Source organism: Dankookia sp. GCM10030260 (assembly GCF_042666655.1).
GTDB lineage: Bacteria > Pseudomonadota > Alphaproteobacteria > Acetobacterales > Acetobacteraceae > Paracraurococcus.
This window is the reverse complement of record NZ_JBHTDE010000011.1, coordinates 36110-53117: the sequence shown is the minus strand read 5'-3', so window position 1 is coordinate 53117 and position 17008 is coordinate 36110. Positions and strand designations below refer to the sequence as shown.

Here is a 17008-nt window from a genome sequence, read left to right as displayed (position 1 = left end):
ACGGCCGGATGACCGTCGCGGCGTTCTTCCGCGGTCAGCGCACCGCGAACTGCGTCTTGCCGAACATCACCTCGCGTTCCGCATCGGTCATGGCGCCCCGGCGCTGGTTCTCGGCCAGGACCTGGACGCCACGCTGCACCGCGGGACGCGCGGCGACGGCATCATGCCAACGCCGCAGATGCGGGTAATGCGCCAGATCAATTCCACGGCGATCCGCATTCCGGATCCACGGGAAGGTGCAGATATCGGCGATCGAGTAGTCCGGCCCGGCGAGATAGGCGCTGGCGGCCAGCCTCTTGTCGAGCACCCGGTGCAGCCGGGCGACCTCGTTGGTGTAGCGCTCGATCGCGTAGGGGATCTTCTCCGGCGCGTAATTGGTGAAATGGTTGTACTGGCCGAACATCGGCCCGACCCCGCCCATCTGGAACATGGTCCATTCGAGAGCGCGGTAGCGCGCCTCCCCGGCTTTCGGCAGCAGGGCGGAGCCGGTCTTCTCTGCCAGGTAGACCAGGATCGCCGCGCTCTCGAACAGGGTGAAGCGGCCGCCGTCGGGGCCTTCGGGGTCGACGATCGCCGGGATGCGGTGGTTCGGGGTGATGGCCAGGAATTCCGGCCGGAATTGCTCGCCCTTGCCGATCGCCACCGGAACGACCTCATACGGCAGGCCAAGTTCCTCCAGCATGATGTGGACCTTGTGGCCGTTCGGCGTCGGCCAGGTCCAGACCTGGATGGGGCTGCGCGCCGCCGGCGCGACGATGGGGCCCACCATGCTGCGTCTCCTCTCCCGCCTGGCCGGAGCATGCGGCCGGCCGCGGGTCGGGCACAACCGCCATCGGCGGCGCCGCCGCGGGCCGGGAGAGGCCACCGCGACCCGCAATGTCCGGGTCCATCGTGCGGCGCGGCACAGTCATGCGGGCCACCGGCGCGCATGCTGGCGTCACCGGAGCCGGAGAGGTCACGATGTCCGAATCACCCCTTGCCCGGCCGATGCCGACCGGGGCGGTGCTTGCCGCGCTGCTGGCGATCCAGGTGAAGAACCTGGAAGCCCTGGCCGCGGCGCGGCAGGCCGCGGTGGAGGGCATCGGCACCCTGGCCAGGCAGCAGCAGGCGATGCTGGCCACCCGGCTGCAGGGTGCCGCGAGCCGGCCCGCCGGCCTGCCGCTGGGCACCGATCCACGCGCCGCGGTCGCCAAGCCCTTCGATTCGATCAAGTCGGCGATCCTCGAAGGCCAGGCGCAGGCCAACCTCCTCAATGAGCTGGCGGGCCAGGCCGGCGCCGGCGTCGCCAGCATCCTGCAGACCCGCTTCCTCGCCTCGCTCGACGAGATGAAGGCGGCGCTGCTGCTGGCGCTGCCCACCAAGGCCTGAGGCCGGCAGGCTCCGGTCTGCCGCGCCGGCTCCACCAGCCCGACCCGACGGAGATGCCGCGATGCGACCCCGATTCCTCCCGCTTGCCCTGGCGCTGGCCGTCGCGCTCGGCGGCGGCGGCGCGCGTGCCGCCGACCGGCTCGGCACCCTGCCGATCGACCCGGGGCAGATCTCGGTCTCCGGCATTTCCTCCGGCGCCTTCATGGCGAACCAGCTGCATGTCGCGCATTCCGCCAGGCTGATGGGCGCCGGGCTGGTCGCCGGCGGGCTCCATGGCTGCGCGGTGTACGACGCGACCGGGACCGGGGTGCAGCCGCTGGCCGCCCTGGCGCTGGGCCCCTGCATGACCGCGCCGAGCCTGCTGCAGCCGGCCACGACCTATGCCGGCCGCATCCGGCAATTCGCCGCGCTCGGCTGGATCGACCCGGTCGAGAACCTCGGCCGCAGCCGGCTCTATGCCTTCACCGGCCGCGCGGATGCGGTGGTGAACCCGGAGACGGTGCGGCGGGCGGTCGCGGTCTATGGGCTGCTCGGCCTGCCGACGGTGGCCACCAGCTTCAGCAATGCGGCTGTGAATGCCGGGCATGCCTGGGTCACCCAGGCCTACGGCGTCGCCTGCGCCGCCAACAAGGCGCCCTTCATCAACGACTGCGGCTACGACCAGGCGCGGCACCTGCTGGAGACGATCTACGGCAAGCTGGCCCCGGCGGCGGCGGCGCCATCCGGCCGCTACGTCGCCTTCGACCAGAAGCAATTCACCCCGGGCGGCAACGGGCCGCGGCACGGGCTGTGGGACAGCGGCATGCTCTATGTCCCGGCCGCCTGCGCAGCGGCGGATGCGGCGCCCTGCCGGCTGCACGTGGTGCTGCATGGCTGCAAGCAGTCGGTACAGGCGCTGGGCGATCGCTTCTACCGAAACATCGGCGTCAACGAATGGGCCGACACCAACCGCATCGTGGTGCTGTACCCGCAGGCGCGGACCGTCAGCACCACCGCCTTCGACCCGCCCGGTATCTCGGACGCCAGCGCCATCAACCCGGAAGGCTGCTGGAACTGGTGGGGCTACGGCTACGACAGGCGCTATCTGTTCAAGGACGGCGTCCAGGTCAGCGCGATCTGGCGGATGGTGGAACGGGTGGCCGGGCTGCAGGACTAACCCGGCACGCGGCGCGGCGCCGGATCGGCATCGCGCTCCGCCTTGGCCCGCCGGCGCCATTCCCAGGGCGGCATGCGCGCCGCCTCCGGCAGCGCCCAGAGGCCCCGCCGGGCGGCGCGGGCCTCGGCCTCCAGCGCCGGCAGCTTCGGGTCGCGGTTGTAGCGGTCATAGACCCATGCGGCGCCGCGGCGGACCATCTCGGCATTCACGTCGCGCCTGCCGGCATAGACACGCCCGATGGTGCGGCCGTAGCGATCGGTATCCTCCACCACCACCCGCACCTGGCGCTGGAAGGCGAGGTCGGCCAGCGCCTCCCGCGCCCGGCTGCCATAGGGCTGGCGGCGCTCCGGCGTGTCGATCTCGGCCAGGCGCACCTTGGTCTGGCGGCGGTCGGGGGTCAGCAGGGTCAGGGTGTCGCCGTCGCTGATGCCGACGACCTGGCCGAGGAGATCGGGGGCGGCCCAGGCGGGTGCGGCATGCAGGCAGGCGAGAAGGGCCAAAGCGGCCAGGCGGCGCACGCGCGATACTCCAATGTGGCAAGGCTAATCGTTATGCCACTTTGGAGATCGAATGCTAAGCGTCCGGAAGGCCGCGGGAGACGCTATTCTCCCCCGGACCCCCAGCCAAATCTTTGGGCTGGCAACCGCCGCGTCAGGCGTTGCCGTTCAGGTAGGCCATCGCCGCCTGCACGCCGCCCGCCTTGTGCGGCACCCCGGCGGCACCCAGCCCCATCTCGACCCCGCCCAAGGTGCCGACCAGCTGCAGCGGGCCGAAATCGCCGAGGTGGCCGATCCGGAACACCCGGTCGTTCAGCCGGCCGAGCCCGTTGCCGAGGCTCATGTTGAACTTGTCGAGGATCGCCGCGCGCAGGGCGTTGGCGCTGTGGCCCTCCGGCAGCCGCACCGCGGTGAGCACCGAGGAATATTCGCCCGGCACCTCGACCTGGACCTCGAGGCCCCAGGCGCGCACCGCGCGGCGGGTCGCCTCGGCGAAGCGGTCGTGCCGGGCGAAGACGTTGTCGAGCCCCTCCTCCATCAGCATGTCGATGGCGGCATCCAGCCCATAGAGCAGGTTGGTCGCCGGGGTGGAGGGGAAGAACCCCTGGGCATTGGCCGCCAGCATCGGCCGCCAGTCCCAGTAGCTGCGGGGAATCCTGGCGCCTTCCGCCGCCTTCAGCGCCTTGGCCGAGATCGCGTTGAAGGACAGGCCGGGCGGCAGCATCAGCCCCTTCTGGCTGCCGGCGATGGTGACGTCGACGCCCCATTCGTCGTGCCGGTAGTCGATCGAGGCCAGGCCGCTGATGGTATCCACCAGCAGCAGCGCCGGATGCCCGGCGGCGTCGATGGCCTTGCGGACCGCGGCGATGCGCGAGGTGGCGCCGGTGCTGGTCTCGTTGTGCACCACGCAGACCGCCTTGATGCCATGCGCCTTGTCGTCGCGCAGCGCCGCCTCGATCGCCGCGACATCGGCGCCGCGGCGCCAGTCGGTCTCGATCAGCTCGGGCTTCAGGCCGAGCTTGCCGGCCAGCTCCTGCCAAAGGTGGGCGAACCAGCCGGTCTCGCACATCAGCACGCGGTCGCTGGGCGACAGCGTATTGGCCAGCGCCGCTTCCCAGGCGCCGGTGCCCGAGGCCGGGAAGACGATGACCGGCTGGCTGGTCTTGAAGACCGCGCGCAGCTTTTCCAGCAGCTGCTTGCCGAACTTGCCGAAATCCGGGCCGCGATGGTCCATGGTCGGGTAGTCCATCGCCCGCAGCACGCGGTCCGGCGTGTTGGACGGCCCGGGGATCTGCAGGAAATGCCGGCCGGAGGTCGGCTTGGACTGGAAATAGGCCATGGGTCGTTCCCTCGTGTCGGGGCGCTTATGCGCCGCATCCATCCAAGGGCGCCAATGAGAAGCCCTTCTTGGATTGATGAGCATTATAGATCGGACAGCGGGTTGCTCCACCGCTAGCTTGCCCCCATCCAAGGCAGGCATCTCGGGCAGGACTGCCTGGGCAAGACTGGGGAAGAGGACGCGACACATGGCCGAGGCGATCATCCTCCGCGAGCATGGCGGACCGGCCGTGCTGCGCCCCGAGGCCATCGAGGTCGGCGACCCCGGCCCCGGCGAATTGCGCATCCGGCAGACCGCCATCGGGGTCAATTTCCACGACTGCTACGTCCGCTCCGGGCTCTACCGCACCTTGGGCCTGCCCGGCATCCCGGGGATCGAGGCCGCCGGCGTGGTCGAGGCGGTGGGCGCCGGCGTCGGCGGCTTCGCCGCCGGCGACCGGATCGGCTATGTCACCGCCGGCTATGGCGGCTATGCCTCGCACCGGCTGCTGCCGGCGGCGCTGGCGCTCAAGCTGCCGGAAGGGATGAGCGACGCGCTCGCCGCCAGCGTCCTGCTGAAGGGGCTGACGGCGGAGATGCTGCTGCGCCAGGTGCACCGCGTCGAGCCCGGGCAGACCCTGCTGGTGCAGGCCGCGGCCGGCGGCGTCGGCCGGCTGCTCTGCCAATGGGCCGCCCATCTCGGCGCCACGGTGATCGGCACGGTGGGCTCCGCGGCCAAGGCCGAGGTCGCCCGCGCCGCCGGCTGCCACCACGTCATCCTGTACCGGGAGGAGGATTTCGTCGCCCGGGTGAAGGCGATCACCGGCGGCCGCGGCGTCGATGCGGCCTATGATTCGGTCGGCCGCGACACCTTCGACGGCTCGCTCGAATGCCTCGCGCTCCGCGGCCACCTGGTGAATTTCGGCCAGTCCTCCGGGCCGATCCCGCCCTTCGCCATCACCCGGCTGGCGGTCAGGTCCAACAGCCTGACCCGGCCCATGGTCTTCCACTACGCCGCCGAGCGCCCGGCGCTGGAGGCGATGGCGGCCTCGCTCTTCGCGGCACTTGCCAGCGGCGCCCTGCGGGCGGAGCCGGGCCAGGCCCTGCCGCTGGCGGAGGCCGCGCGGGCGCACGACCTTCTCGAATCGCGGCAGGCCGAGGCCCCCCTCATCCTGCTGCCGCAGGACTCCACCGCATGAATGTCGTGACCACCGAAGCCCGCATCGGCGACAGCCGCATCGCCGAGAGGCTGCGCCGCGAGACCCAAGGCGAGGTGCGCTGGACCGCCGCCGACCGCGGCCGCTATGCGACGGATGCCAGCATCTACCAGATCGAGCCGATCGGCGTGCTGGTCCCCCGCAGCATCGCCGATGTCGAGGCCGCCATGGCGCTCTGCCGGGAAGAAGGCATCCCCGTCCTGCCGCGCGGCGGCGGCACGTCGCAATGCGGCCAGACGGTGAACCGGGCGCTGGTGATCGACTGCACCAAGTACCTGCGGGAGGTGGTCGCGGTCGATCCGGCGGGGCGTACCGCCACGGTGCAGCCGGGCATCGCGCTCGGCGCGCTGAACGACCAGCTGAAGCGGCACGGGCTGTTCTTCCCGGTCGATCCCTCGACCTGGGCGCGCTGCACCATCGGCGGCATGGCGGGCAACAATTCCTGCGGCAGCAAGTCGATCCGCTACGGGCTGATGGCCGACAACGTGCTGGGCATCGACGCCCTGCTGGCCGATGGCGCGCGGTTCCGCTTCGGCGAGCTGCCGGACAACCTCGGCGCCGAGGTGCCCGCCGGCATCGCCGACCTGATCCAGCGGCTGCGGGCGCTCGGCGCACGGGAGGCCGAGGAGATCGCCGCCCGCTTCCCCGACCAGCTCCGCCGCGTCGGCGGCTACAACCTCGATGCGCTGACCCCGGCCGGGCGCGCCGCCGGCCGCGGCAGCCTGGCGCGGCTGCTGGTGGGCAGCGAAGGCACCTTGGCCTTCTCCGCCGCGCTCGACCTGAAGCTCTGGCCGATCAAGCCGCGCAAGGCGCTCGGCATCTGCCAGTTCCCGACCTTCCGCGCCGCCATGGCGGCCTCCCAGCACCTGGTGACCCTGGACCCGGAGGCGGTGGAGCTGGTCGACCGCACCATGATCGACCTCGGCCGGTCGATCCCGATCTACCGCGCGACCATCGACAGAATTGTCATGGGCGAGCCGGACAGCCTGCTGATCGTCGAATTCCACGGCGAGGAGGACGGCCCGCTCGCCCGGCGGCTGGATGCGCTTGACGCGATGATGGCCGATCTCGGCTATCCCGGCGCCGTGGTCCGCTGCATCGACCCCGGCTTCCAGGCGGCCGTCGCCGAGGTGCGCGAGGCCGGGCTGAATATCATGATGAGCATGAAGGGCGACGGGAAGCCGGTCTCCTTCATCGAGGATTGCGCCGTCGGGCTGCCCGACCTCGCCGACTACACCGAACGGCTGAACGACGTGTTCGCCAGGCACGGCACCAAGGGCACCTGGTATGCCCATGCCAGCGTCGGCTGCCTGCATGTCCGGCCGGTGCTGAACATGAAGGACGGCGAGGACGTGCGGAAGATGCGCGCGATCGCCGAGGAATGCTTCGCCCTGGTCCGCGAGTACAAGGGCAGCCACAGCGGCGAGCATGGCGACGGCATCGTCCGGTCCGAGTTCAACGAGCCGATGTTCGGCCCCCGCATCGCCCGCGCCTTCGAGGCGGTGAAGGACGCCTTCGACCCGGCCGGCCTGCTCAACCCCGGCCGCGTCGTCCGCCCGCCGCGGATGGATGACCGGACGCTGTTCCGCTACGGCCCGGATTATCAGGCCGATGCCAAGGTGACGCCGGCGCTCGACTGGTCCGCCTGGCCGGGGCCGCAAGGCGGCCTGCTCGGCGCGGTCGAGATGTGCAACAACAACGGCACCTGCCGGAAATTCGACGCCGGCGTGATGTGCCCTAGCTTCCGCGCCACGCGCGACGAGCAGCACCTGACCCGCGGCCGCGCCAACACGCTGCGCCTGGCACTGACCGGCCAGCTCGGCCCGGATGCGCTGGCCTCGGACGAGGTCCACGCCGCCCTCAAGCTCTGCGTCTCCTGCAAGGGCTGCCGGCGGGAATGTCCGACCGGCGTCGACATGGCGAAGATGAAGATCGAGGCCTTGGCGGCCCACGCCCGCACGCATGGCGTCAGTGCAAAGGACCGGCTGATCGCCACCATGCCGCGCTGGGCGCCCTTCGCCAGCCTGGTGCCCTTCCTGGCGAATGCCCGGGACAGCATTCCGGGCCTGGCCGGCCTGTCGGAACGCCTGCTCGGCTTCGCCGCCGGCCGGACCCTGCCGCGCTTCCGGCGCGATGCCTTCCACGATGCCGAGCTGCCGGCCCCCGATGGGCGGGAGGGCGAGGTCATCCTCTTCCCCGACGTCTTCAACCGGTACTTCGAGCCAGAGAACCTGCGCGCCGCCGCCCGCGTGCTGGCGGCCGCCGGCTATCGCGTCGCCGTCGCCCGGCCGGCCAGGGGTGCCCGGCCATTGGACGAGGGCCGCACCCTGCTCGCCGCCGGGCTGGTCGAGGAGGCGCGGGCCGAGGCACGGCGGACGCTGGCGGCGCTTGCCCCCTTCGCCTCCCCGGTCGTCGGCATCGAGCCTTCCTCGCTGCTGACACTGCGCGACGAGTTCCCCTCCCTGCTGCCGGGCGAGCCAGCCCGGGCGCTGGCCGAACGCGCCCTGCTGCTGTCGGAATTCCTGGCCCGGGAGAAGCCGAAGCTCGCGTTGAAGCCGATCGCCGCGGCGGCCGCGCATATCCATGGCCATTGCCACCAGAAGAGCTTTGGCGCCTTCCCCGCCGCGGTCGCCATGCTGACCCTGGTCCCCGGGCTGAAGGTGACGCCTATCACGTCGTCCTGCTGCGGCATGGCCGGCGCCTTCGGCTACGAGGCCGAGCATCTCGAGGTCTCGAAGGCCATGGCGGAGCTCGCCCTGCTGCCGGCGGTCCGCGCCGCTCCCGCCGACCACCTGATCGTCGCCGACGGCACCTCCTGCCGCCACCAGATCGCCGACCTGGCGGGGCGGCAGGCGCTGCACAGCGTCCGCGTGCTGGAGAGGGCCCTCGCATGACCGCACCCGCCGACATTCTTGACTTCTGGTTCGGCCCCGACCTGGCGCCCTGGCAGCTCCAGCGCTGGTTCCGGCCGGACCCGGCCTTCGACGGCGCCTGCCGCGACCGCTTCGGCGACCTGCTGGCCCCGGCGCGGGACGGCGCGCTGGATGGCTGGGCCGCGACGCCGCATGGCGCCCTCGCTTTGCTGCTGGTGCTCGACCAATTCCCCCGCAACCTGCATCGGGGCACCCCCCTGGCCTTCGCCAGCGACCACCATGCCCGCGCCATCGCCCGCCAGGCGGTGCTGCGGGACCGCATGGACCTCGGCCTGCCGGCCAGCGCGCGCTGCTTCCTCTACCTCCCCTTCGAACATGCCGAGGACCTCGGCTGCCAGGATCTCTCGGTGGCGCTGTTCGAGGGGCTGCGCGACGACCCGGTGCATGCCGCGCCGGCCGCCAGCATCGCCTATGCCTGGGCGCATCGGGCGGTGATTCGCCGTTTCGGCCGCTTCCCGCACCGCAATGCCGCGCTCGGCCGGGCGACGACCCCGGCGGAGGCCGCCTACCTCGCCCAGCCGGGCGCCGGCTTCTGAAACCCTGCCAAGAAAATAGCCATCACTTTACTCCATGTTGTCGGCAACCTGGTCACATCGCGCGCGTTGTGCACCGCAACAATATCTTGCAGTGCAGCAAAGCGCCTTCTAGTCTGACCGCAAGAACAGGGAGTAGCCCGGCCCACGGCCCGCCTTCAGGTCCATGCCGGACCGCACCGTCCCGCATCCGCGGCACGGGCACCGGCACCAAGGGGGTCATATGCTCCGTCGTTCGCTGCTCAGTGCCGCGCTTGCCACGCCTGCCCTTCTGCTGTCTGCCCGTGCCCGCGCCAATACGCCGGTGGATGTCGAGTTGATCCTGGCGGTCGATGTCAGCCGCTCGGTCGACCCTGAGGAGCAGGAGCTGCAATTCGCCGGCTACGAGGCCGCCTTCCGCGACCGCAGGCTGATCGAGGGCATCATGGGCGGCCCGGTCGGCGCCATCGCCTGCCAGATGTTCACCTGGTCCGACTGGCACATCCAGACCATTGTCGTCCCCTGGACCAAGCTGGACAGCCCCGCCGCGGCCCATGGCTTCGCCGATGCCATCGCCGCGGCGCCACGCCGCACCTGGCTCTATACCTCGATCTCTGGCGCCATGGATTTCGCCGCCCGGCAGTTCGGCCAGGGCTTCGAGGGCACCCGCAAGGTGGTCGACATCTCCGGCGACGGGGTGAACAATTCCGGCCGCCCGGTCGCCGAGGCGCGGGAGGAGGCGCTGGCCCAGGGCATCGTGCTGAACGGCCTCGCCGTGCTGGACAAGCAGCCGAGCCCCTTCGCCCAGACCGCCGGCCTGCCGCCGCTCGATACCTACTACCGCGACGAGGTGATCGGCGGCCCCGGCGCCTTCCTGGTGGTGGCCGAAGGCTTCCCGGCCTTCGAGGCCGCGGTCCGCCGTAAGATCATCCGCGAGATCGCCGCCGTCCCGGCCCCGGGCGCACAGGTCGAACGCTTCGCCTGACCTGCGGCGGCCGGATCGGAGCCATCAAGAAGGAGTTGATATATCTCAATCCTCCGCAACTCGGCATTGTGATGTCCTTTTCGCCGACACGTGGTGCGCAGCGGGAAGGCCATTAGCGGTCGGTTCACCTCGAGCGTGGCTACTGCCGTGGCACAGAGGACGGGCAGGATGCCGCCAGCTTCGATGGACCGTCCCTTGGCGGTCGCCACCGGCCTGCTCGACCGCGCCCTGCGCCGCCGGCTGGCCACCGACCTGCGCGGCGCGCTCGGCCGCGGCGAGCTGACGTTGCACTACCAGCCCAGCATCCGGCTGGCCGACGGCCGCCGCTGCGGGGCGGAGGCCCTGCTGCGCTGGCACCATGCCGGGCGCGGCGCGGTGCCCCCGGCCACCTTCATCCCCGTCGCCGAGGGCAGCGACCTGATCGTCGAGATCGGCGGCTGGGCGCTGCGCCGGGCAGCGGCCGATGCCGCCCGGCATCCCGAACTCGGCCGCGTCTCGGTCAATGTCTCCGTCCGCCAGCTCGCCGCCGGCAGGCTGCCCGGTCAGGTGGACCGCGCCCTGGCCGAGAGCGGCCTGGCACCGGAACGGCTTGAGCTGGAGCTGACCGAGACCCTGCCGCTGGAGGCGGAGCCGCGGGCGGCCGGCGTGCTGCGGCGGCTGCGCGACCGCGGCATCGGCCTCGCGCTGGACGATTTCGGCGCCGGCTACGCCTCCTTCGCGCGGCTGCGGCGGCTGCCCTTCAGCGCGCTGAAGCTCGACACCAGCCTGCTGGCGCCACTGGCCGGGCCGGCGCCGGGGCATGCCGCCGACCTGGCGATCCTGCTGGCGATCCGCGACCTGGGCCGGGCGCTGCGGCTCCGCCTGGTGGCGGAGGGGGTGGAGACGCCGGCGCAGCATGACGCGGTCGCCGATCTCGGCTTCGACGAGGCACAAGGCTACCTGTTCGGCGCGCCGATGCCCCTGGAGGCGCTGCTGGCCGCGGACCCGGCCCCGGTCCGCCTCGCGCCACCCGCCGGCGCCCCGTCCACGCTGGCCCCCTTGTAGCCGGGCCGCGCCGCCCGATAGTCGCCGCTGCATGTCCAAGCCCCGCATCGCCGTCATCGGCGCCGGCCTCGCCGGTCTCACCTGCGCCCGCGCCCTTGTCGCGCGCGGCGCCACGGTCCGCCTCTTCGACAAGGGACAGCGCGCCGGCGGCCGGCTGGCCACGAGGCGGGCGGAGGCCGGCGGCCGGGCGCTGCAATTCGACCATGGCGCGCAATACCTGACCGCGCGGGGCGAGGGCTTCGCCGCGCTGCTGGCGGAACATGGCGCAGCGCCCTGGGGTGGGCCGGGCCGGCTCGTCGGCGCGCCCGGGATGTCCGCCCTGCCGCGGTCGCTGGCCGGCGGGCTCGACCTGGCCACGGCGCGGCATGTGACGGCGATCGAGGGCGGTCCGGGCGCCTGGACGCTGTGCCATCTCGACGCCGCGCTGGTCCGCCCCGGCCGGCCGCCGCCCGGCATGCCGCCGGACCGGGACGGCCCCTTCGATGCCCTTGCCCTCGCCCTGCCGCCCGACCAGGCGGCGCCGCTGGTCGCGCCGCATGCGCCGGCTTGGCCCGCCTTGCTGGCGGCGGTGCGGCTGGCGCCCTGCTGGACCGTGATGGCCGCCTTCGCCACGCCGCTGCCGCTGCCGGACGGGGTGCGGCCAGAAGATGGAGGGCCGATCGGCTGGGCCGCGCGGGACAGTTCCAAGCCGGGCCGGCCGCGGGGCGCCGAATGCTGGGTGGTCCAGGGCAGCCCGGCCTGGTCCCGCGCCCACCTGGAAGCGACGCCCGCGGCGGTGCTGCCGGCGCTGCTCGCGGCGCTGGGCGGCCTGGCCGGGGCCACGCTGCCGGCGCCGATCCATGCCGCGGCGCATCGCTGGCGCTACTCGCTGGTGGAGGTGCCGCTCGGCCGGCCCTGCCTCGTCGATCCGGCGCGGGGCCTCGGCCTGGCCGGCGACTGGTGCCTGGCCGGCCGGGCCGAGGCGGCCTTCGACAGCGGCATCGCCCTGGCCGCCGCGCTGCCAGCGTGATCCGGGGTTACGAAACATGGCTGGTGCCGGGGCCGGCCCGGCCTATCTTCGCCGCACCATGACGAATCCCGAACCCGATGCCATCGCATCCGAAATCCTCCGCCAGGCCAGCGCCCGCGGCGCCGACAAGTCGATCTGCCCCAGCGAGGTTGCCCGGGCCCTGGCCGGCGGCAACGAGGCCGCCTGGCGGCCGCTGATGGGCAAGGTGCGGCAGGCTGCCATCACCCTGGTCGGCGAAGGCCGGCTGGAGATCCTGCGCAAGGGCAAGCCGGTGCCGGTCGAAGCGGTGCGCGGCGTCATCCGCCTCCGGGTCCCGGAGACCGAGGCATGAGCGCCCCCATCGCCTCCCTATTCGGCTCCGGCGCAGGTGGGCTGCCGCCGGCCACGCCGCTCGACTTCGCCACCTTGCGGCTGCCCGCCTCGCCCAATGCCTGCCTGGCCGCCCCCGCCGGCGCCCACCCGCAGGCCCAGGTCACCACGCCGCCCCTGCCGGTCGATGCTGCCACCGCCTGGCCGGTGCTGCGGGCCTTGGGGGACGGGATGGACCGCGTCGCCCGCTACGGCGAATTCCCGGCCAGGCGCCAGGCGCAATGGGTCGCCCGCTCCGCGCTGATGAACTACCCGGACATCATCGTCGCCGAGCTCGTGCCGGGGGCGCAGGGCGCCGGGCTCTTCCTCTATTCCCGCAGCCTGTTCGGCTGGTCCGACATGGGCGTCAACCGCAAGCGGGTCGAGGCCTGGCTGGCCGCCCTCGACGCCGCGCTGCGCCGCGGCTGAGCCGCCTCTCCTCGTCCCGCCCCCTGACCTGCGGAGAAGGCCGATGCGGCGCCTGAACTCCTTCCTCGCCGATGCCTGGCGCATCGCCGGCCCCTTCTGGCGCAGCGAGGAGCGCTGGCGCGCCCGGCTGCTGCTCGGCGTGGTGGTCGCGCTCAACCTGTCGCTGGTCGGCATGAACGTGGTGCTCAGCTATTGGAGCCGCGAGTTCTTCAACAGCCTGCAGGAGAAGAACGGCGAGGCCTTCTGGGCCCTGCTGCTGTGGTGGCGCGACACCGAGAGCGGGCCGATGCCCGGCTTCGTCTTCGTCGCCGCGGTCTATATCCTGATCGCCGCCTACGCGCTCTACTTGCGCCAGGCCCTCGAGATCCGCTGGCGGTCCTGGCTGACCCGGCAGGCGCTCGACCGCTGGATGGCGGGCCGGGCCTATTACCGCATCGCGCTGACCGATGCCGGCACCGACAACCCGGACCAGCGCATCGCCGACGACCTGCGCATCTTCGTCACGGCGACGCTGGGGCTCGGGCTCGGGCTGATGCGCTCGGTGGTCACGCTGGGCAGCTTCATCCTGGTGCTGTGGGGGCTGTCGGGTCCGGCGACGCTGTTCGGCATCGAGATCCCCGGCTACCTGGTCTGGGTGGCGCTGGTCTATGCGGTGGTCGGCACCGCGCTGGCGCACTGGATCGCCCGGGCGCTGATCCCGCTGAATTTCGGCCGCCAGCGGGTCGAGGCCGATTTCCGCTACGCGCTGATCCGCTTCCGGGAGAATGCCGAGGGCATCGCCCTCTATGGCGGCGAGGCCGGCGAGAAGCGCGGCCTGCTGTCCCGCTTCGATGCGGTGATCCACAATTGGTGGGCCATCATGGTCGCCAACAAGCAGCTGACCCTGTTCTCCAACCTCTATGCCCAGGTTGCGGTGGTGTTCCCCTACATCGTCGCCGCGCCGGCCTATTTCGCCGGCGGCATCCCGCTCGGCGCGCTGACCCAGACCGCGAGCTCCTTCGGCCAGGTGCAGGGGGCGCTGTCCTGGTTCGTCGACAATTACAGCGAGCTGACCGAATGGCGCGCCACGGTGGCGCGCATCACCGGCTTCCTCGATGCCGTCGACGCGGCGGGCGGCGCGAGCGGCGCCGGCGTCCAGGCCGCGTCCGAGGCGCGGCCGGACCTGGCGCTGGACGGCGTCACCCTGGCCCTGCCCGACGGCCGCGTGCTGCTGGAAGGCGCCACGGCGCGGATCGCCCCGGGCGAGGCGGTGCTGATCGCCGGCCCTTCGGGTTCGGGCAAGTCCACCCTGTTCCGCGCCATCGCCGGCATCTGGCCCTTCGGCGCCGGCCGGGTGCGGGTGCCGGCCGATGCCGAGGTGCTGTTCCTGCCGCAGCGGCCCTACCTCCCGCTCGGCACGCTGCGCCGCGCGGTCTGCTACCCGCGCGACGCGGCCGACTTCCCCGAGGCCGCGGTGCGGGCGGCGCTGGCGGATGCCGGGCTCGGCCAACTGGTCGGGCGGCTGGACGAGGAGGATGCCTGGGACCGCCGCCTCTCCGGCGGCGAGCAGCAGCGGGTGGCGCTGGCCCGCGCCCTGCTGCTGAAGCCCGACTGGCTGTTCCTGGACGAGGCCACCGCCAGCCTCGACCCGGAGGCCGAGGCGCGCTTCTATTCCCTGCTGCAGGAAAGGCTGCCGGGCACCACGCTGGTCTCGATCGCGCATCGCCCGGGGGTGGCGCAATACCACCAGCGGGCCCTGCGGGTGGTGGATGGGAGCTTGGTGGCGGGCGCCATCTAGGGCGGATCGCGGGAGGGCACGCGCCCGGAGGCGCGGACCCGTCCTGAAAACAGCGTGCTGCGGCGGTGCCGCGTTCATTCTCGGACGCCAGCCGCCGGAGCGGAACCAGGACGCGGTGCGGCCCGTTCACCGCCGCGTGCGGCCCACCGGCTGAGGAGCAAGATACGCATGCTGCAGAGGCTATGGCTCCTGGTCCGCCACAGCGTCGAAGGCTACATCGCCGACGACGCGATGAGCCGTGGCGCCGCCATCGCCTATTATTCCTTCTTCTCGGTCGCCCCGCTGCTGGTCATCGCCATCGCCATCGCCGGCGCCTTCTTCGGCGCCCAGGCGGTCGAGGGCGCGGTGTCGCACCACCTGCAGGTGCTGATGGGCCCGACCGGCGCCCAGGTGGTGGAAGGCCTGATCCGCAGCGCCGCCGACCAGCAATCCGGCCGGATCGCCGCCGGCATCGGCGTCGCCGTGCTGCTGTTCACCGCCAGCAGCGTCTTCACCGAGGTCCAGACGGCGCTGAACGTCATCTGGCGCGCCCCGCCGCCGGAACGCGACAACTGGATCCACCTGGCCCGCAACAAGCTGCTCAGCATCGCCTTCGTGCTCGGCACCGGGGTGCTGCTGCTGGCCTCCCTGGTGGCGACCGCGGTGATGGCGGCGGTGACGAGCTGGGCGACCGAACTGGTGCCGCAGAGCGATACCCTGGTATCGGAGATCAATTTCGCGGTCAGCTTCGTCACCACCGCGGGCATCTTCGCCATCGTCTACAAGGCGCTGCCCAACCGGCATATCGGCTGGCGCGACGTCGGCGTCGGCGCGCTGGTGACCGCGCTGCTCTTCACCATCGGCAAGTGGCTGATCGGCTTCTATATCGGCACCACCGGCATCGCCAGCACCTATGGCGCGGCCGGCGCGCTGATGGCGGTGCTGCTGTGGATCTACTACTCCGCGCAGATCTTCCTGCTGGGCGCCGAATTCACCAAGGTCTGGGCCGGCATGCAGGGCAATGCCGAGGCGCAGGAGGCACTGGCGGCCGAGCCGGTGAACCCCCGGCTGCACCGGCCGCATGCCGAACGCGAGCGCAAGAGCGCCGTGCCGGCGGTGGGCGCCGCGGCCCTGACGGCGGTGGCGCTGACCCTGTGGAAGCGGCGGAGGTAGCCGCGGCGCCCGCATCGCGGTCCCGGCGCGGCGCCGCTGTGTCCGCCCGCCGATGCCTTTCGCCCCATCCGCCCGAGCCCAGGGAGCCTCGATGCGGCGCCAGGGGGGGTTCGGCGCCACGCCCTCGACGGCGCTGTGCTCGCGCTGCTCCTGGCCCATGGCGTAGCGCTCGCTCGGGGCGGCGAAGAGGGCCGGCGCGGACGCCGAACCGTGACAGGCCGGCTGCGACCGCGCGCCGGGCGCACGGGCTGCGAGCTCGGCCAGGCTGCCGCACGTCACCACACTCCCATCGCGCAGCGTGAGCTGCACCGGCGCCGCGCGCAGCGCCTCGGCCAACAGGCTCCGCATGCCCCTGCCGCGGGTGATCATGCGGTTCTTCCCGCCCGGCGGTGCCGCGTTCGGATGCGCGATGGCGTACCGTCGGCGGCCCGCAGCGCGCAGCCGCGCCGGGCGAAGGGCGCGACGGCGGCATCCGGGTCGATGGCATCGGCCTCGCCCGGCGGATCGGCGGGCGGTCGGGCACCGTGGCGGCGAAGGCAGCCGACAGGACGCGGCGCTGCGGATCAATGACCGGCAAGCGCAGGGCGGCAGGGCGACGAAGCCGTAGGGGCCGGTGGACGCGTGCGAGCCGGGACGCTCGGCGTGGCCCATCGCCTCGACCTGCAGGCCGGCGATGGGCAGTCCGTTGGGCGCCGCCGCCGCATAACGCATGGTGCGCGGGCCGAGCAGCCCGGTGAGGCTGACGCGATCGGCCGCGGGCGCGGCGGCGAGGCTGGTCACGGCGCCGCCGGCAGGGTGCAGGTGTCGGCCATCGGCGCCTCCACCCGCTCGGCCGGCGCGAGGCGGGCGATGCGCGCCAGGTAGGGCACCGAGAGCTGGCAGGAGGTGATGCTGGGCAAACGGCTGGAGTTCACCAAGCTGAGCCGCGGCATCATCCTCGAGGTGGTGACGGGCGAGCCCTTCGAGGGCCAGCGCCCCTGCTGCGGCCAGGCGCGCGTCCTCACCAAGCGCGGCCGGCCAGTGCGCGGCGCCGAGTACGACCACTTCTTCCATCGCGGCCTGAAATGGCTGGCTGGTCTGCGCGGACTGCCATGCCGAGCCGACCCACGGTGGCTATCTCGTCCGCTTCCTGCGGATGCCCGAGTTCCGCGCCTTCCAGGGCGCCGTGTTCGAGCACCGCCGCCAGGAGCGGGCCCGCGCCGGCGACATGCCGGCGTAGCCGCCATCCTCTGTCCTCCCGACCCGAGGGCACGCAACAGCCCCA

General features: G+C 72.4%; 16 protein-coding genes. 12 read left to right on the top strand and 4 right to left on the bottom strand.

Annotated elements, in window-relative coordinates; translation table 11 throughout:
* Positions 1–34: 34 nt before the first annotated feature.
* Positions 35–769 carry a glutathione S-transferase family protein gene (locus tag ACFQS7_RS24565; RefSeq protein WP_380069787.1) on the bottom strand — a complete coding sequence of 245 codons (735 nt, stop codon included), beginning with the start codon at positions 767–769 and terminating at the stop codon, positions 35–37.
* A gap of 191 nt (positions 770–960) precedes the next feature.
* Between ACFQS7_RS24565 and ACFQS7_RS24560 the strand changes: the two genes are divergently transcribed.
* On the top strand, positions 961–1368 hold the full coding sequence (locus tag ACFQS7_RS24560; RefSeq protein ID WP_380069786.1) for a hypothetical protein: 408 nt from the start codon (positions 961–963) through the stop codon (positions 1366–1368).
* Between the two features lie 61 nt (positions 1369–1429).
* Positions 1430–2524: a depolymerase gene (locus ACFQS7_RS24555; protein ID WP_380069785.1), complete on the top strand. Its 1095-nt coding sequence runs from the start codon at positions 1430–1432 to the stop codon at positions 2522–2524.
* On the opposite strand, the gene ACFQS7_RS24550 is transcribed toward ACFQS7_RS24555, so the two are convergent.
* The gene (locus tag ACFQS7_RS24550; RefSeq protein ID WP_380069784.1) at positions 2521–3042 is read right to left on the bottom strand and encodes a thermonuclease family protein; all 522 of its coding nucleotides are present in this window, start codon (positions 3040–3042) and stop codon (positions 2521–2523) included. The two genes, ACFQS7_RS24555 and ACFQS7_RS24550, sit on opposite strands and share 4 nt — an antisense overlap.
* A 133-nt stretch (positions 3043–3175) precedes the next feature.
* A complete protein-coding gene (locus tag ACFQS7_RS24545) occupies positions 3176–4360 on the bottom strand; it encodes a pyridoxal-phosphate-dependent aminotransferase family protein (protein WP_380069783.1) in 1185 nt (394 codons plus the stop codon).
* A 187-nt stretch (positions 4361–4547) separates the two neighbouring features.
* Here ACFQS7_RS24545 and ACFQS7_RS24540 point away from each other — a divergent pair, with 187 nt between their 5' ends.
* From ACFQS7_RS24540 to ACFQS7_RS24495, 10 genes are all read left to right on the top strand, one after another.
* Positions 4548–5537, top strand: a complete 990-nt coding sequence (locus tag ACFQS7_RS24540; RefSeq protein ID WP_380069782.1) for a quinone oxidoreductase family protein — start codon at positions 4548–4550, stop codon at positions 5535–5537.
* Complete coding sequence (locus ACFQS7_RS24535; protein WP_380069781.1) at positions 5534–8449, top strand: FAD-binding and (Fe-S)-binding domain-containing protein; 2916 nt, start codon at positions 5534–5536, stop codon at positions 8447–8449. The genes ACFQS7_RS24540 and ACFQS7_RS24535 overlap by 4 nt, the downstream gene beginning before the upstream one ends.
* Entirely contained in the window at positions 8446–9024 is a 579-nt protein-coding gene (locus tag ACFQS7_RS24530) for a DUF924 family protein (RefSeq protein ID WP_380069780.1), read from the top strand. The genes ACFQS7_RS24535 and ACFQS7_RS24530 overlap by 4 nt, the downstream gene beginning before the upstream one ends.
* A gap of 220 nt (positions 9025–9244) precedes the next feature.
* Positions 9245–9985, top strand: a complete 741-nt coding sequence (locus ACFQS7_RS24525) for a DUF1194 domain-containing protein (protein WP_380069779.1) — start codon at positions 9245–9247, stop codon at positions 9983–9985.
* A gap of 183 nt (positions 9986–10168) precedes the next feature.
* On the top strand, positions 10169–11029 hold the full coding sequence (locus ACFQS7_RS24520; RefSeq protein WP_380069778.1) for an EAL domain-containing protein: 861 nt from the start codon (positions 10169–10171) through the stop codon (positions 11027–11029).
* A 31-nt stretch (positions 11030–11060) separates the two neighbouring features.
* Positions 11061–12038 (top strand): NAD(P)/FAD-dependent oxidoreductase, encoded by a 978-nt coding sequence (locus tag ACFQS7_RS24515; protein WP_380069777.1) that lies wholly within the window; start codon positions 11061–11063, stop codon positions 12036–12038.
* A 58-nt stretch (positions 12039–12096) separates the two neighbouring features.
* The gene (locus tag ACFQS7_RS24510; RefSeq protein WP_380069776.1) at positions 12097–12369 is read left to right on the top strand and encodes a DUF3253 domain-containing protein; all 273 of its coding nucleotides are present in this window, start codon (positions 12097–12099) and stop codon (positions 12367–12369) included.
* Positions 12366–12815 carry a DUF1499 domain-containing protein gene (locus ACFQS7_RS24505; RefSeq protein WP_380069775.1) on the top strand — a complete coding sequence of 150 codons (450 nt, stop codon included), beginning with the start codon at positions 12366–12368 and terminating at the stop codon, positions 12813–12815. Before ACFQS7_RS24510 ends, ACFQS7_RS24505 begins: the two co-directional genes overlap by 4 nt.
* 43 nt (positions 12816–12858) lie before the next feature.
* Positions 12859–14592, top strand: coding sequence for an ABC transporter ATP-binding protein/permease (locus ACFQS7_RS24500; RefSeq protein ID WP_380069774.1), 1734 nt, complete (start codon positions 12859–12861; stop codon positions 14590–14592).
* A gap of 168 nt (positions 14593–14760) precedes the next feature.
* Positions 14761–15744 carry a YihY/virulence factor BrkB family protein gene (locus ACFQS7_RS24495; protein WP_380069773.1) on the top strand — a complete coding sequence of 328 codons (984 nt, stop codon included), beginning with the start codon at positions 14761–14763 and terminating at the stop codon, positions 15742–15744.
* 776 nt (positions 15745–16520) lie between these two features.
* Here the strand turns inward: ACFQS7_RS24495 and ACFQS7_RS24490 are convergent.
* On the bottom strand, positions 16521–16748 hold the full coding sequence (locus ACFQS7_RS24490; protein WP_380069772.1) for a hypothetical protein: 228 nt from the start codon (positions 16746–16748) through the stop codon (positions 16521–16523).
* Positions 16749–17008 lie beyond the last annotated feature (260 nt).

Bases quoted from the DNA above. Each gene is read 5' to 3' on its own strand.
- ACFQS7_RS24565 (WP_380069787.1), bottom strand. From the start codon at position 769: ATGGTGGGCCCCATCGTCGCGCCGGCGGCGCGCAGCCCCATCCAGGTC.
- ACFQS7_RS24560 (WP_380069786.1), top strand. From the start codon at position 961: ATGTCCGAATCACCCCTTGCCCGGCCGATGCCGACCGGGGCGGTGCTT.
- ACFQS7_RS24555 (WP_380069785.1), top strand. From the start codon at position 1,430: ATGCGACCCCGATTCCTCCCGCTTGCCCTGGCGCTGGCCGTCGCGCTC.
- ACFQS7_RS24545 (WP_380069783.1), bottom strand. From the start codon at position 4,360: ATGGCCTATTTCCAGTCCAAGCCGACCTCCGGCCGGCATTTCCTGCAG.
- ACFQS7_RS24540 (WP_380069782.1), top strand. From the start codon at position 4,548: ATGGCCGAGGCGATCATCCTCCGCGAGCATGGCGGACCGGCCGTGCTG.
- ACFQS7_RS24535 (WP_380069781.1), top strand. From the start codon at position 5,534: ATGAATGTCGTGACCACCGAAGCCCGCATCGGCGACAGCCGCATCGCC.
- ACFQS7_RS24530 (WP_380069780.1), top strand. From the start codon at position 8,446: ATGACCGCACCCGCCGACATTCTTGACTTCTGGTTCGGCCCCGACCTG.
- ACFQS7_RS24525 (WP_380069779.1), top strand. From the start codon at position 9,245: ATGCTCCGTCGTTCGCTGCTCAGTGCCGCGCTTGCCACGCCTGCCCTT.
- ACFQS7_RS24520 (WP_380069778.1), top strand. From the start codon at position 10,169: ATGGACCGTCCCTTGGCGGTCGCCACCGGCCTGCTCGACCGCGCCCTG.
- ACFQS7_RS24515 (WP_380069777.1), top strand. From the start codon at position 11,061: ATGTCCAAGCCCCGCATCGCCGTCATCGGCGCCGGCCTCGCCGGTCTC.
- ACFQS7_RS24510 (WP_380069776.1), top strand. From the start codon at position 12,097: ATGACGAATCCCGAACCCGATGCCATCGCATCCGAAATCCTCCGCCAG.
- ACFQS7_RS24505 (WP_380069775.1), top strand. From the start codon at position 12,366: ATGAGCGCCCCCATCGCCTCCCTATTCGGCTCCGGCGCAGGTGGGCTG.
- ACFQS7_RS24500 (WP_380069774.1), top strand. From the start codon at position 12,859: ATGCGGCGCCTGAACTCCTTCCTCGCCGATGCCTGGCGCATCGCCGGC.
- ACFQS7_RS24495 (WP_380069773.1), top strand. From the start codon at position 14,761: ATGCTGCAGAGGCTATGGCTCCTGGTCCGCCACAGCGTCGAAGGCTAC.